This is a genomic window from Chromobacterium sp. W521, assembly GCF_052805975.1.
In genome coordinates this window covers 157776-172071 of record NZ_JBRBAF010000005.1, presented here as the reverse complement: position 1 = coordinate 172071, position 14296 = coordinate 157776, and the positions used below count along the sequence as shown (strand labels likewise).

The following is a 14296-nucleotide window of genomic DNA, read 5'->3' as shown; positions in this document are numbered from 1 at the left end:
CTTGATTGCAAGCAATCTGACGCTAACATGACATGGCTCAAACTTTGTTCGGGGCGACAAAAATTGAGAAACAGCTTGGGAACCAAGGCGCTAGCTGTCAGTCCCAAGCCTGTTCCAAGCTGAGCGCGTAACTGAATCGATGCTTATCCGCCTACCCCTGCTGCTGTTGCTAACCTGTCTGCTGCTCTTGCCGCAGGCGGGCTGGAGCATGGGCGGGCGCGTGGCCGCCAGCGCGCCCTGCGTGTGGATGGCGGATGACGGCGCGGCCTGCCATACCCAGCCGGCCAGCGCCGCCCAGGCCGCGGCCTGTTGCCAGTTGCCGGCCGCTCCGTGGCCGGCGGCGCCCTGCTTGCCGCTGCAGACGATTCGCCCGGTATTGCAGGCCAAGGCCGAAGTAGTGTGGTCCGGTTTTATCCCCGCGCCGCCGGAGCGGCCTCCCCAATCTTTATGAATGAGCCGTTTTTTTGCGCCAACCGTGTGTTTGCGGGCTGGCGCGCGTTTTCATTCAAAAAGCATTGGAGTTCTTGCCATGACTAAACCTTTGTACTGGGCCGCCGCCGCGCTGGCCGTTTCCCTGATTTCTCCGCTTGCCGCCGCCGCCGACGGCGTGATGCACAAGGACCCGTATTGCGGTTGCTGCACCGCCTGGGCCGAGCATATGCAGAAAAACGGCGTGGCGATGCAAAGCCGCAACGAGGCCGACATGTCCGCAGTCAAGAGCCGGTTGAAAGTGCCGGCGGATCTGCGCTCCTGCCATACCGCCGAGGTGGGCGGCTATGTGTTCGAAGGCCATGTGCCGGCGGATTTGGTGAAGAAGGTGCTGAAGGACAAACCCAAGATCGTGGGCCTGGCGGTGCCGGGCATGCCCATGGGTAGCCCGGGTATGGAAGGGCCGAGCAAGCAGCCGTATCAGGTGTTGAGTTTTGACGAGCAGGGAAGGCGCAGCGTCTACGCCACGCGCTAAAGCCGGCGAGGCGCAAGCCGCGTTGCAGCGGCTTGCTTGAGGGTATGACGGGCGTTCCGGCATGTTGGAATGCCCGTTTTGCGTCAGCGCATTGAGAACGCCTCGTGGTGGAAAGCCGGCGCTTGCGCGCCACGCTGGCTCAGACCGTGCTGTAGCGCTTTGCCCAGGCCCTGCGGGCCGCAGAACCAGACCTCGTCCACTTCCGGCAGCATATCGGCGTTCAACCGTGCGCCGGTTTCGCTTTCGATCAGATGCAGCCGCACGCCGCGTTGACGACAAGCTTGCCGCACTTCTTCCAGCCGCGCCGCTTCGTCGCGATGGCGCACGCAGTAGTAGAAATCCACATCCAGTGGCGTCTCCGCCAGCGCCCTGCTTTGCAACCAGGCCAGGAAAGGCGTGACGCCGATGCCGCCCGCCACCCAGGCCTGGCGTGTACCGCCACGTGACTGGAAACCGCCATAGGGGCCTTCCACTGTGACGGCCTGGCCGATCTCTAGTTCGTCCGGCAGGCGGCGGGTGTAATCGCCCAACGCCTTGATGATGAAGCGCAGCCGGCCGTCGCCGTGGTCGGCGCTGGCGATGGTGAAAGGGTGGGCGCCTTCGGCGGCGGTGAAGTTGACCAGAGCGAATTGTCCGGCGCGGTGGCCGGGCCAGCCGTCCATCTGGCAGATCACTTCCAGTTGCCCGGCCGGCAGGGCTTCTATGCGGTCCACCCGGCCGGCGTATTGCCCTTGTTTGCCGATGCGGCCGGCCAGCGCGTAGAGCGCGCAGCCGGAACCGATCAGCATCAGCGTGGCCAGCAGCCAGCCCACCGGTTGTGTCCACATCTCGGCCGGCATCAGGATCAGTCCGTGGAAGGCGCCCATCAGGTAGAGCGGGGCGAATAGCTTGTGCAGCTTGCGCCAGAAGCGATAGGGCACGGCGCGCAGCAGCGCCAGAATCACCATGGCCAGCACCGCCCAGGCGGCCCATTCGCCTATGTCCTTGGCCAGCGAAACCAACGGGTCTTTGCCGCCGCCGCTCTTGATCCGCGGTGCGACCCAGGCCAGCGCCAGCATCAGCTTGGGCGAGAGCTTGATCAGCCAGTGAGCGGCCAGCAGCAGGCCGGCGGCGATGCCGAGGCGCTTGTGCAGCGCGTATAGGCGGTCCAGGCCGCCCAGCAACGGTTCCAGCCAACGCGGGCGTGTGGCCAGCAGCATGGCTGCGCTCATCACCGTCATTAATTGCACGCCGCTGAGCATGACCAGTTCGTGCCGCCATTGCCAGTAGTTGGCGGGCAAACCGTTTTGCCACAGGCTGGCGGCGGCGTATAAGGCGCCGCTGACGAGCAGCAGCAGGCTAAGCAGGGGAAGTCTACGGTTCATCGCCATGTCCTTTCTTGCGATAGGGGATTGAGACGATTGGAACACCGTAAACTTAAGCGCAGCTTAAACGCGGCGCGGGGGACCGGTTTAGCGTGGCGGGATGCCGGGCTGTGTGTCGCCGCCAAGCGCCTTATACAAGGCGATCAGGTCGGCGGACAGGGTTTGCCGCGCGGTTAGCCGCCGCCGGCCGGCTTCTTTGGCCATTATTAGTCCGCAGTCCAGCAGCTGCTGTCGAGTGGCGTTGGTCGATTTCATGTTTGTATGTTTATACGGATGTATAAGCGCATTGAGCCGAATTTGTACGATTGTATAAATTTTGCGCAATCCGGAAGGAAACCCCAAGTGCTTGTTTTACAAAGTGGTGATTGCCGGCGCTGTCGCCGCGGGCAAATTCACCGCGCGGCGGCATGTGCCGGCGGAAAATAATCGGCCATAATTGGAGCGTCGGCGCTCCGCCGCAAGCAAGAATCCCGCAGCCGCGCCGGGCGTATCCAGCTCAGGCCGCGGTGAAAAAAGCGATCCGTCGCACCATTATCAAAGGGGACATATCATGTTGGCCATCATCGGCGGCAGCGGCCTGGCCCAGCTGCCCGTATTGGAAGTCACCCATCGTCAAGTCGTGCGCACGCCGTATGGCGACCCTTCCTGCGCACTGACCTTCGGCCTGCTGAATGGACAGAACGTGGTATTCATCGCCCGCCATGGCTACGGCCATTCGCTGGCGCCGCATGAAATCAATTACCGCGCCAATATCTGGGCGCTGCACGATCAGGGCGTGAAGGGCGTGATCGCCATCGGCACGGTGGGCGGCATCCGTCCCGACATGCCGCCGGGCCGCCTGGTGGTGCCGGACAACATCATCGACTATAGCTGGGGCCGCAAGCATACCTTCTTTGAAGGCCTGGACCGTCCGGTGGTGCACGCCGAATTCTCCTCGCCTTATGACGAGGTGTTGCGAGAGCGCCTGATCCGCGCGATGGCGGACAGCGGCCACAGCGGGGTGGTGGGCGGCGTTTACGCCTGCACTCAGGGGCCGCGTTTGGAAAGCGCCGCGGAAATATTGAAGTTAGAGCGGGATGGTGCCGATATAGTCGGCATGACCGGCATGCCGGAAGCGGCGTTGGCGCGGGAGATGAACCTGCCTTACGCGCACCTGTGCCTGGTCAGCAACTGGGCGGCCGGCAAGGGCGGCGCGGCGACGGTGGAGTTTGACGCCACCACCGGCGCGATGGGGGTGGAGATGTGCACCGGGGTGTTGCAGGCCATGCTGCGTGATGGCGCAGCGGCTTGATGCCAGTGTGCAGACGCAGCATTTGCTGCGTCTGATTCTTTATCAGGGCTGAATCAGGCCAGAACCCTGGAGAACAGGATACATGAGACGGTGCCCCGTTTGTACGGAGGAGGGAGGACGCTACTCAGTTGGTGTTGGGCGTCATGAGGTGATCAAGTGCGCTGCCTGCGGTTTGGAGTACACCTTTCCGATGCCATCGGACCAAGAGTTGAGCGCGTTTTACGCTCAATATCATGATGTGCGCGCGCGGCAGGATGTGGTGATGCGCAATGCCTCGCGTAATTTGTCGGCATTGGGCGTATTGGGTCTGTGCAATGATTCGGAGATTCTTGATTTCGGCGCGGGGCGCGGTGATTTTGTTCAGGTTGCCGGTGCAAGATGCCATGGCGTCGAATTGGGGGCGCCCGTCGCCGAGCGTATCCATGCGTCCCTGAAGGCGTTTCAGCCGCATCAATTCGACTTTGTGACCTTATGGGGGGTACTTGAACATTTGAACCGCCCGCTAGAAACATTGCGTGAGCTGATGCCGCTGTTGAGGCAAAATGGCTATCTGGTTTTGACTACGGTGGACGCCGAAGGCCCGATCCCTTATTACTACAAGCCGATCGAACACTTGACCTACTGGACGAAATCGTCTTTCCAGGCTTTGTTCGACTCCTTGGGACTGGAGTTGGTCTGGCTCAAGCCGTATTTGATGGAGCAGGCTAAGGAAGTTTATGTGGACCGCCTGCTGAGCCGTACGCCGGAAATATATCGGGCAGCTTTCAATGCGGCTTTGCCAGAGCTTCCGGATTATGTCGAAGTTCCCACCAACGAGGTTTTGGTTGCCGCCAGGAAGATCTGAGTCGCCGGTCGCCGCAGGTGTGGAGCAGCGACCGCGCCATAGACAAGGGAGGCTGGCTGTGCTCAGTTGAAGTTCAAGCCGGCTTGGGTTGGGTGGTCTGCCGCCATGACTTTCGCACGCGCCTTCTTGATTTCTTCTATCCCCATATCGTCATAGCGGCTGTAAATTTCCATGAAGTCCTGCTTCATGCTTTGCCAGGCGCGCACTGTTCTTGAATCGAATTCCTGGCCGTTTCCAAGGCGCCGCCGAACCTGGACGGTAATGTCGTTGAAATGGGCAAAGGGAATCTTGCGCGATAGGCGGATCAGCAGATCCCAGTCCTCGTGCGAGGCTAGGGTTTCATCAAAGCCGCCTACTTCGTCGATGACCAGCAGTGGATGGGCCAGCGCGTTGATGGGGATGTAGTTGGAGATTTGCAGGCGGTTAAAGTCGAACTGCTTGCAAGCCATCAGCGCGCGGCCTTGTTCCTCCCGCATACCGCATTGGACCTGCTCGGTAATGAAGTGGGCGTTGCCGAAGACCAGCGCGCCCGGGTGACGAGTGGCTTCGTGATGCAGCCGCGCGAGATGGTGGTTGTACATGATGTCGTCGTCGTCGAGATAGACAACGTATTGGCCACGGCACAGCCGCAGCGCCAGATTGCGTGCCGAGGCCACTCCGCGGTTTGGCTGACGCACATAAGTGACGTTGATCTCGCTACCCAACCATTCCATCAAGCTCTCTTGGGGTAGGCCGCCATCGTTGACCAAGATAACCTCAAAGTCCTTGAAACTTTGCGCGGCGATACTTTGTAGCGCGTTGATTGCAAGGTGCGGACGGTCGTAAGTGGTGAACACTATGCTGAAAAAAGGGTGCTCCGGGTTCAGTGTGGTGGCGCTGGCTTCGGGTAGCTGCGACTCAGTGAAATCGTGGGAACCTTGTTGGGCGTGCTTGGATAGCACACTTTCCACTTTAGACAGAACTTCATTGGCGCGCGCTTCAGCCAGTTCGCGCCGATGGGCGAATTCCGGCAGTGCCTGGCTGTGAAAGTATTCGAATTTGGACTGGAACAGACGGATGATGTCGGCGAGCCGAGGCAGTAAGCGCTCGAGATTGGCTGTGGTGAAGTATCTCTCGAGCAAGAGAGCGTGTTCGAACAGTGCTAGGCCGGAGCGGCCATATTTATCGCCGGAGGAGGCCTGCTGTTGATGCACGCGGAAGATCGAGATGTTCTTGTTGACGAAGCCGATCTTGATGCCTTGCTCAGCGAGTCGCAAGCTCTTGTCCCAATCTGTGGCCCGGAAAAAGGGTTCATCGTCGAAGGCTTGCAGACTGGTGTCGAAGAAATCCTCATCTAGAACGATTTCTCGCCGGAACATTGATGCGACGATATTGATGTAGCAATCGAATGTAAGCAGATTTGGAAGTTCATCCCGTTCGCCGAAGTAATCATGGTCGAGCCAGCCCGGGTGCTGCAGCGGGAAGTGCTGATTATTTTCGTTGATCAGTGTGTAGCGTCCATAGACGAAGCCACATTCGGGATGTTGGTCCAACGCTTCTTTCAGGGTCTTGAGACTATTGGGCGCCAGCATGTCGTCGGCGCCGACAAGCACAATATAGTCGCCACTGGCTTTCTTGACGGCTTGATTAATATTAAGCGTTGCGCCCAGGTTTTTATCGTTCAGGTAGTACTTAACCCGTGGATCCTTGGCGGCGAACTTCTGAATCACCTCCGCGGTATTGTCCGTTGAGCAGTCGTCGCAAACGATTATTTCAAGGTCATCGATTCCTTGCCGCAATATGCTATTAAGCGTATCCGGCAGGTATTGTGCGTAATTGTAGGCAGGGATGACGACGGAGATCATAGGACGAGCTACCTAAGTATGTTGAAAAACGGGGCATATATTACTGCCCCGAGTTAGATATCGAGTTAAATGAAATTGATGTGTTCCGGGGGATTCTTGAGGTCCCACAGAAACTTGTTCACGTAGTCCTGGCGGCATCCGATGGCGCAGTCTTTGTGCACGTCCACGGATTCGCTGACGTCCTTGTGCACCGCCCAGTAGCGGTCACCCATCACAATGTCGAAGAACGACTGCTCGTGAAGGTCGCCGATGTAAAAGCGTTCCTTGTTGAAGAAGGGGCCGCAGGGATAGATCTTGCCGTTGCCGGATATTTGCAGAAGGAAGGGCGTACCGTGGCAGACATCGTATTTGCGGAAGCCGTTCTTGTACAAAGCGGATTCGGAGGCGGCGTTGATCTTGTTCCACTTGGCCTGCACTACGTAGTCCGCAGTGGAATATCCTTCAGCTTCCTTGAGCATGTCGCCTATCGTCAGATATTCATCATAGTTGATGCCGATTTCCTTGTATTCAGAGTCGGAGCAATGCTTGATGACGAAGTAATCCACGCCGAGTTCGGCACCCAGCTTGGCTTCGGGAATGACTTCGTCGAAGCACTCCGGGATCAGCACCATTTGCAGACCTAAGGTGCATTTGTAGCCGTATTCCTTTTTGATCTGCACCAGCGCGCGGATCTTCTCCACCAGCAGGTCGAAATTGGCTTCCTTGGATTGATGCACGCGACGGAAGCCCTCGCGAGTGCCGGCGGACAGGTTGAAGCGGATCCAGCTCATGTTCTTGAGCAGATCGTGGGCGCGGTCCATGTCCAGCAGCAGGCCGTTGGTGGCCATAGAGGTGTCCACGCCCAGCTCCCCTGCCAGCACGGTGGCATCGTACAGCGCTGGGTTGAGCGTGGGCTCGCCATCGCCGATGAAGCCGATGGAGCGCACACCCAGGCGGCCGCAGTCGCGGATGTAGGACAGCAGGGCCTCACGGCCTATCATGGTGCCCTTGGTCATGTTCTGCACCACCGCATAGCAGTAAATACAAGCGGTATTGCAGAACTTGGTCAGCCCCATGTCGATATGGATGGGTGCGAAGCGCTCGCCACGCTGCCAGGCCAGCACACGGTCCAGGTGATGCATCATCTTGTGGCCGTCAAAGCGGAAACGCTGCGGCGGGTTGCGGAAGCTGGGGCCGGTGAATTGGTTGGGCACATGCTCGTCGCCGTTGCCTTCGCCCTCCGACATCCGGATCACGCCGATCTGGTTGCCTTCACTGTAGAACTGGATCTTTTGGCCGGTGCTTTTTTCCAGTTGATAACTGTCCAGCAGCGCCTCGGCCTCGGTCAGCGCCTTGCGGTTGACGATGACGTTGGAGGTGCGCAGCTTGTGGCCTGGATTGCGGGCCAGCGGCGCTTCCTCTGGAATCATGGTGGTGGTCTTTTGACCGAAGCGGTTGACGCCTTCCTTGGGTTTGTTCTCGCTCATGGCAAGCTCCTTAAGTCATTCAGAATGGCCCGGTGAACCAGTCCCCCGGCACATCGTGGTGGGGACGGGCTGGGGGGAGGGCATCCAGGGGAAGGGTTGCCAATCCCAACATGTCGCCGACGGCTGCGATGATGTCGGCTGCTTCTGTGTAAAACGCTTTGCTCAGGCCGTAGCTGGTGGGCTCCGGACAGTCCGGCGCGCATAGCCGCCGCGGTGGACAGCGGAATGCTGACCAGTGGCTGATGCTGAGCCGGGCGATGATTTCGCCGGCGACGGAACCGGTGGTCGCGCCGGTGTCCAGCACCAGCAGGCGGCCGGTCTTGGCCAGCGAGCGCTCCAGCGCGGGCATGTCCAGCGGTTTGATGCTGCGCAGGTCGATCAGCTCGCAGTGCACGCCGGCTTGGGCCAGAGCCTGGCAGGCGTGACGCGCTTCCGCTACCAGATAGGACATCGCGACGATGGTGACGGCGTCGCCTTCCATCACGATATTGGCCTGACCGATGGGGACGCGAACATCGCCGTCCGGCACTTCGTCGGTGGCCGGATGCACCCAGCGATGCTCCAGAAACACCACCGGATCGTCATCGAAAATCGCCGACAGCAGCAGGCCCTTGGCATCGGCGGCGCTGGCCGGCATTACCACTTTCAGGCCCGGCACATGGGCGAACCAGGCTTGCAGGTTTTGCGAGTGGGTGGGGCCCTGGCCCCAGCCGCGACCCAGGATAAGCCGCAGAGTCAGCGGCACCCGGTGAGGAGCGCCGAAGGTATAGCGCCATTTGGCCGCGTTGTTGACCAACTGGTCCATGGCCAGCAGGAAGAAGTCCAGCCGCTGGTGGCACATCACTGGCCGCAACCCGCCCAGCGCCGCGCCGACGCCGATGCCGGTCATCGCGTTTTCCGAGGTGGGCATGTCGAATACCCGCTGCGGGCCGAACTGCTGTTGCAGGCCGGCGGTAGTACCGAAAATGGTCTTGGGGTCGTCGACGCCCAGGCCATAGCAGATGACCGCCGGGTCTTGCTCCATGGCCAAGTGCAGCGCCTGATTGATGGCCTGGGCGGCATTGATCATACTCATGCTCGCTCTCCCAGTGGCGTGGCGTAGATGCCGTTCTGCGCGCTCTCCGCATCCGGAAACAGCGCGGCTTCTGCCTTGGCGAAGGCGGCGTCGACGCGGGCGGCGATGCGCGCTTCGCAAGCGGCTAGCCATTCGCGGCTGATGCCGGCGCGCTCGATCTGGCGCGGAATCGGGTCGCGGTCTTTCCAGGCTTGCAACTCGCCCGATGGCCGGTAGTTCAGATGGTCATCATCAAACGCGCCGCAGTGTTCCAGCCAGCGATAGGTCGGCATCTCTATGAAACAGGGGCCGCCGCCGTTGCGGATTGTCGCAATGGCTTCACCAGCGACAGCGTGGACGGCTTCCACGTCATTACCGTCCACGGTGATGGCGCGCAGTCCGATGGCTTCGGCGAAGCCGGCCAGCGAGCGGCCAGGTGGCTGGCGCTTGGAAAGCGGGCTGTAGACCGAGTAAAGATTATTCTCACAGGCGAACAGCACCGGCAGTTTGCGCACGACGGCGAAGTTGGCGCTTTCAAAGAACACGCCCTCTTCGGTGGCACCGTCGCCGAGAAAGACACAACTGATCTGGCGGGAGCCTTGTTGTTGTTGAGCCAACGCCATGCCGACGCCAACGGGAATGCTGTTGCCGACGATGGCGGTGCTGGCCAGGAAACCGGCTTGCGGGTCGGACAAGTGCATTGAGCCGCCGCGGCCGCCACAGCAGCCGCTGGCCTTGCCGTAGAGTTCGGCGATCATCGCGTCGAGGTCGCCGCCCTTGGCCAGGTAGTGAGCGTGGGCGCGGTGGGTGCTGACCGCCTGATCCTGTCGTTCCAGCGCCAGGCCGATGCCGACGGCGGCGGCCTCCTGGCCGATGGACAGGTGGACCGGGCAGCGCATCCGCTGTTCCGGGTAGCGGCGGGCGATGGCCTCTTCCGTGCGCCGGATCAGCAGCATGTTTTCCAATAGTGAGTGCGCGGTGTTCATGGCGGCGCTCAGATGAAGTTGATGTGAGGCACCGACTGGTTCACCAGGCGGTCCAGGTAGCGGTTGACTTCATCCATTCGGCAATTGCGGCGGCAATCCTTGATATCCAGCTGATTGCGGATGAAGTGGAAGCTTTCCTTGCGGCGTTCGCCTTCCCAGATTTCCTGGAAGCCGGCCTGGTTCAAGTTGCCGTATTCGAAGCGCTTGTCCAACAGATAGGCGCTGCAGCCGTAGACACTGCCGTTGGCCATCACATAGCCCCAGACAAAGGGCGTTGCATGGCATTTCTGATAACGGGCTTCCGGTTTTTCCAGGTATTTCTGCATGGTGTGGCTGCGGAAGATCAGTTGGAAGTCAGGGCTGTTGAAAGCGGTCAGTTCTTCTTCCATCGCCAGATAGGGATGGTAGTTGATGTCTTCGTACTGATGGGTCTCGCTGAACAGATGCTGGGAGTAGGGCTTGATCACCAGATAGTCGGCGCCGATCTCATCACGGCAAATGCGCGCCAGCTCTGGCATGTCCGCGGCGTTTTCCGGCAGCAATACCGCTTGCACGCCTATGGTGCAGGCAATATTGTGTTGGCGCTTATAGGCGGCGGCGTATTTCAGATTATCCACCACGCGCTGGAAGTCGCGCTCCCTGGTCTGGTGAACCGCGGCGTAGGAAGCGGCTGTGCCGGCGTTCAGCGAAACCTTGATCCAGGAAGTCTTGTCCAGCGAGCGTTCGACAAACTCGGCGTTTAGCAGCACGCCGTTGGTGGTGAAGGATACGTCGATGCCCGAAGCTTTGGTCAAGGCGACGATCTCGTTGATCTTCTTGTGCAGCAGCGGCTCGCCCTCGCCGGCGTACATGATGCTTTTCACGCCGAGCCGGCCCATTTCCGGCAGCCGCTGTTCCAGCATCGCGTAATCCAGCATCACCGATTTGTAGCCGATGTAGTCCACCGCGCAGAAGGTGCAGCGATGGTTGCAGGCGCCTACCGGAGACAGCTCAAGATAGATCGGATAGATGTGTTTGGCTTTTTCCCAGTCGTCGCCGGATTCGATCAGGTCGGCGACGCGGCGCGGGTGGTAGACCAGCTTGTGGCTGTCGATCAGAAAGGTGTCCATGAACGTTACTCCTTCACTTCAACAGCGTGGTCGCGTACTTGGCGAACAGGACCGGGTCGATCGGCTCGCGGTTGCAGACGATTTGAACATCCAGTGCCGCAGCGATGCTGCCGGCAAGCACCGCCATTTCGGACGAGGCGCCCGAAGCCATGCACAGGCCGGCCAGCGACAGGAAGGCGTCGCCGGCGCCGATGCGGTCCACCACGTGGGAGGACAAGGCGGGAATCGGCACCGCGCGGTTGTGGTCCACGATCAGCGCGCCCTTGGCGCCGCGGGTGATGGCCATTGCCCGGGCATCAAGCTTGGCGCGCAGGTCCGCGGCGACTTCTTCCAGCGGGGACTGGCGGTCATGGGTGGCCAACCGCGCTTCGGGTTCGTTCAAGCACAGGAAGTCCGCCTTGGGATAGCGGGTGATGATGTGGTAGCCGCGGTTACCGCTGTTGATTTGGGTATTGATCGCGAGAAAAGCCGCGTGCTGGGAGATACTGTGCGCCATTTTGCGGCTGATCAGGCCATTGCCGAAGTCTGGCACGATCACTGCGTCGAAGGTGCCGGCATATTGGGCGATCCAGTCGCAGAAGGATTGCTCCAGTGCTTCGTCTTCCTGCTCTTCGCCGCCAAAGTAAATCTCGAACAGACGCTGTAGCTCCTGGTCGACGAACCGGCGCTTGATAAGCGTCGGAGCGTTTTTAAAGAAACGATGCTCAAGCTGGACATTGGCTTTCAGCTTGCCGCGGACATACTCCAGCGAATCGTCGTGCTGGCCTAGTGCCGTCAGCAGCGTGACGTTGGCTGCGAAGCCGGCGATGTGGTTGGCCACTGCGATGGCGCCGCCGGCGAAGCGCTCCTCGCTTTGATAGCGCACCGCTAGCGAGGTGCCCTTGCCGGTCTGGCCCAGAGTGTGAACGTAATGATATTCGTCGATGATGGCGTCGCCTATCACCAGTACCTTCATCTTCGCCAGCGCCTGAACGTGGGCGAGAAAATCCGCCAGTGGGCAACTTTTTTTGAAGCTCTCCAAAAACAGTCGGGTGTCTTGCGGCAGAACGTCGAAGTGGTCGTTCAGCAACTTGGTGGAGCTGAAAGTGATTTCGTCGGTGAAGTAGATGTCGCCGCCAAACTGGCGCACCGAGGCGATTTCGCGCGCGATATTGCCGCTGGGGTCCTGGCTGGCGTCGGCGTAGTCACTGCCCTTGACATAGAGGTGGGGCTGAATGTGTTCGATGGCGTTGCTGGCGGTTTCGGCGTCGTTGATCGCCAGATAGTCGACACAGGCCAGCGCCGCTAGATTCTCGGCGCGCAGCAATTCGGTGAAGACTGGCCGTCCCGGCCCCTTGCGCACGAAGGCGTCTGAAGTGACGGTGACCACCAGCATGTCGCCCAAAGAGCGAGCATGTTGTAGATGCTTGATATGTCCCGTGTGCATCAGGTCGAAAGTGCCATGGCAGTGGATCACTTTGCGGCCCGCTTGCTTGGCCTGTTGCGCCAGTTTGCCCAGCGCGTCCAGGCTTTTGATTTTTTCCGTGCTCATGCTATTTCTCTGCTAGCGCGTCAGACAAGTAGTGAAGAATCAACTGGTGTCCGACCTCGACTTCGCCGTAATCGTCCGATGGCAACCAGATATTGACGTGGCCGGCGCCGCGCAAGGGATTGTTGGGCGCGAAGCCGGACAAGGTGATGGCCTGGGCCGATCGGGCGGAAGCGGCTTCCGCCGCGGCCAGAATATTGGCGGAACGGCCGGAACTGCTGACCGCGATCAGGATATCACCGCTTCTGAGATAGCGTTCCAGCAATTCGGCATAGGCACGCGCATAGCCGTAGTCGTTGCTCATGCAGGTCATCAGTGCCGGTTCGTGCAATACATGGGCACGCAGCCGCGCCTTGTTGACCAGATCGTTCTGTACATGCGCCACCAGCGCGGCGCTGCCGCCGTTGCCTATCAGGTAGACCGCGCGGTCCTCCGCGCCGGCCCGGCGCAGCAGTTCGAGCGCGCGTTGCAGGCCGGCTTCGGCCGTCAATTCCTGGTCCGCCACCGTGACGCGCAGGTTGGACAGCACTTGCTGGAAGCGAGCCAGCGCCGCGGTGAAACTATCAGTGATCATGATGCTTGTCCCAAGTGGGTGAACCAGCTGCGAGTGGCGCTATCGATGCTGCTTGGGGTCCATACCGGCGCCTCGGCCCAGTCCTGGATGCAGGACAACATGGTGTCCACGCCTTGTTCCAAGCTGACTTTGGGCTGCCAGCCCAGGAGCTCGTGGATGCGGCGGGTATCGGCGAAGGTGCAGTCCGGCTCCCCGGGGCGCTTGGGGATATAGGTGCGCTCACCGCCCAGCAGCTCCACCAGACGATTGACGCTGTAGTGGTTGCCGCTGCCGACATTCAGAGCTTGACCGCTGAGCGAGGACGCTGCGGCGGTGACGAAAGCATTGGCGACATCGGTGACGAAGGTGAAATCGCGAGTCTGGGTGCCGTCGCCGACGATAGTCAGCGGCAAGCCTTTCAACTTCTGGGCCAGAAATACGCCGAATACCGCGCCGTAAGCGCCATTGGTGCGCGAGCGCGGGCCATAAACATTGAACAGGCGCAGCGACAAGGCCGGCAATTGATAGACGCGAGCCCAGTGCAGTACCAGTTCTTCGCCCATGGCCTTGGTCAGGGCATACGGATACTCCGGTTTGATCGGAGTATCCTCGGGTGTCGGATACACATCGGGAATGCCGTAGCTGGAAGAAGATGCGGCGTACACCAGCTTTTTGATGCCATGAAGCTTGGCGGCTTGCAGCACATTCAGCGTGCCGTTGACGTTGACGTCGAAATAATCTTCCGGTTGTTCGATGGAAGGCACGATGTCGGATCGCCCTGCCAGGTGAATGACCCAGTCGACACCGGCGAAATGAGGCTTGATGGCTTCGCGCTCGCGGATGTCTGCGTGCACGAAACGGAAATGGGGATGCGAGGAAAGTGCGGACAGGTTGCGCTCGCTGCCGGTGGACAGATCATCCAGCGCGATGACCTGATGCCCTTCATTCAATAGCAGATCGCAGACATGGCTGCCGATGAAGCCGGCGGCTCCAGTTACCAAGACTTGCATGGAGGATTCCTTGTGATGCCAATGTGTGCGGGCTAGCATTTTATCGTCTGGTATACGCTTAACTTGAGTGGCGGTAGGCTATAGAAAGGGGGAAATTGCCGCAAGGCTACTAATGGCCTTTAGCCTGGGGAAATGGGGCTGCGCCGAAAAGGGAAGGTCCGTATGCTGGCAATGCCCTGTCGCTTGCGGCATGATCCGGGCATTGGGAAGTGAGTCGTGGCCATGCGTTTACCGTGAGCCGGGGGAAGGCGACAGAATTCGATTGTCGGGCACTCTATCCGTT

General features: G+C 60.1%; 14 protein-coding genes. 4 read left to right on the top strand and 10 right to left on the bottom strand.

Annotated features, from left to right (window positions below; genetic code table 11):
• Nucleotides 1-139: 139 nt before the first annotated feature.
• Both ACUXV1_RS09290 and ACUXV1_RS09285 read left to right on the top strand, forming a co-directional pair.
• Entirely contained in the window at nucleotides 140-451 is a 312-nt protein-coding gene (locus tag ACUXV1_RS09290) for a hypothetical protein (protein WP_043642077.1), read from the top strand.
• A gap of 78 nt (nucleotides 452-529) precedes the next feature.
• Nucleotides 530-964, top strand: a complete 435-nt coding sequence (locus ACUXV1_RS09285; RefSeq protein ID WP_052370994.1) for a DUF411 domain-containing protein — start codon at nucleotides 530-532, stop codon at nucleotides 962-964.
• A gap of 83 nt (nucleotides 965-1047) precedes the next feature.
• On the opposite strand, the gene ACUXV1_RS09280 is transcribed toward ACUXV1_RS09285, so the two are convergent.
• Together ACUXV1_RS09280 and ACUXV1_RS09275 are read right to left on the bottom strand one after the other, a co-directional pair.
• Nucleotides 1048-2328, bottom strand: coding sequence for a ferredoxin reductase family protein (locus ACUXV1_RS09280; protein WP_043642080.1), 1281 nt, complete (start codon nucleotides 2326-2328; stop codon nucleotides 1048-1050).
• Between the two features lie 87 nt (nucleotides 2329-2415).
• Nucleotides 2416-2583: a hypothetical protein gene (locus ACUXV1_RS09275; protein WP_156039083.1), complete on the bottom strand. Its 168-nt coding sequence runs from the start codon at nucleotides 2581-2583 to the stop codon at nucleotides 2416-2418.
• 295 nt (nucleotides 2584-2878) lie between these two features.
• Between ACUXV1_RS09275 and ACUXV1_RS09270 the strand changes: the two genes are divergently transcribed.
• A complete protein-coding gene (locus ACUXV1_RS09270; protein ID WP_446015215.1) occupies nucleotides 2879-3619 on the top strand; it encodes an S-methyl-5'-thioinosine phosphorylase in 741 nt (246 codons plus the stop codon).
• 190 nt (nucleotides 3620-3809) lie between these two features.
• The gene (locus ACUXV1_RS09265; RefSeq protein ID WP_446015214.1) at nucleotides 3810-4463 is read left to right on the top strand and encodes a class I SAM-dependent methyltransferase; all 654 of its coding nucleotides are present in this window, start codon (nucleotides 3810-3812) and stop codon (nucleotides 4461-4463) included.
• A 62-nt stretch (nucleotides 4464-4525) separates the two neighbouring features.
• On the opposite strand, the gene ACUXV1_RS09260 is transcribed toward ACUXV1_RS09265, so the two are convergent.
• The 8 genes from ACUXV1_RS09260 to ACUXV1_RS09225 form a co-directional block, all read right to left on the bottom strand.
• The gene (locus ACUXV1_RS09260) at nucleotides 4526-6307 is read right to left on the bottom strand and encodes a glycosyltransferase family 2 protein (RefSeq protein ID WP_446015212.1); all 1782 of its coding nucleotides are present in this window, start codon (nucleotides 6305-6307) and stop codon (nucleotides 4526-4528) included.
• Between the two features lie 65 nt (nucleotides 6308-6372).
• The gene (locus tag ACUXV1_RS09255; RefSeq protein ID WP_446015211.1) at nucleotides 6373-7773 is read right to left on the bottom strand and encodes a radical SAM protein; all 1401 of its coding nucleotides are present in this window, start codon (nucleotides 7771-7773) and stop codon (nucleotides 6373-6375) included.
• Between the two features lie 19 nt (nucleotides 7774-7792).
• Nucleotides 7793-8848 (bottom strand): alpha-ketoacid dehydrogenase subunit beta, encoded by a 1056-nt coding sequence (locus ACUXV1_RS09250; protein WP_446015210.1) that lies wholly within the window; start codon nucleotides 8846-8848, stop codon nucleotides 7793-7795.
• Nucleotides 8845-9813 (bottom strand): thiamine pyrophosphate-dependent dehydrogenase E1 component subunit alpha, encoded by a 969-nt coding sequence (locus tag ACUXV1_RS09245; RefSeq protein WP_446015209.1) that lies wholly within the window; start codon nucleotides 9811-9813, stop codon nucleotides 8845-8847. The genes ACUXV1_RS09250 and ACUXV1_RS09245 overlap by 4 nt, the downstream gene beginning before the upstream one ends.
• Before the next feature lie 8 nt (nucleotides 9814-9821).
• Entirely contained in the window at nucleotides 9822-10922 is a 1101-nt protein-coding gene (locus ACUXV1_RS09240; RefSeq protein WP_446015208.1) for a radical SAM protein, read from the bottom strand.
• Nucleotides 10923-10935: 13 nt separating this feature from the next.
• Entirely contained in the window at nucleotides 10936-12453 is a 1518-nt protein-coding gene (locus ACUXV1_RS09235) for a PfkB family carbohydrate kinase (protein ID WP_446015207.1), read from the bottom strand.
• Nucleotide 12454: 1 nt separating this feature from the next.
• Nucleotides 12455-13024, bottom strand: coding sequence for an SIS domain-containing protein (locus ACUXV1_RS09230; RefSeq protein ID WP_446015206.1), 570 nt, complete (start codon nucleotides 13022-13024; stop codon nucleotides 12455-12457).
• Nucleotides 13021-14013: an SDR family oxidoreductase gene (locus ACUXV1_RS09225; protein ID WP_446015205.1), complete on the bottom strand. Its 993-nt coding sequence runs from the start codon at nucleotides 14011-14013 to the stop codon at nucleotides 13021-13023. The genes ACUXV1_RS09230 and ACUXV1_RS09225 overlap by 4 nt, the downstream gene beginning before the upstream one ends.
• Nucleotides 14014-14296 lie beyond the last annotated feature (283 nt).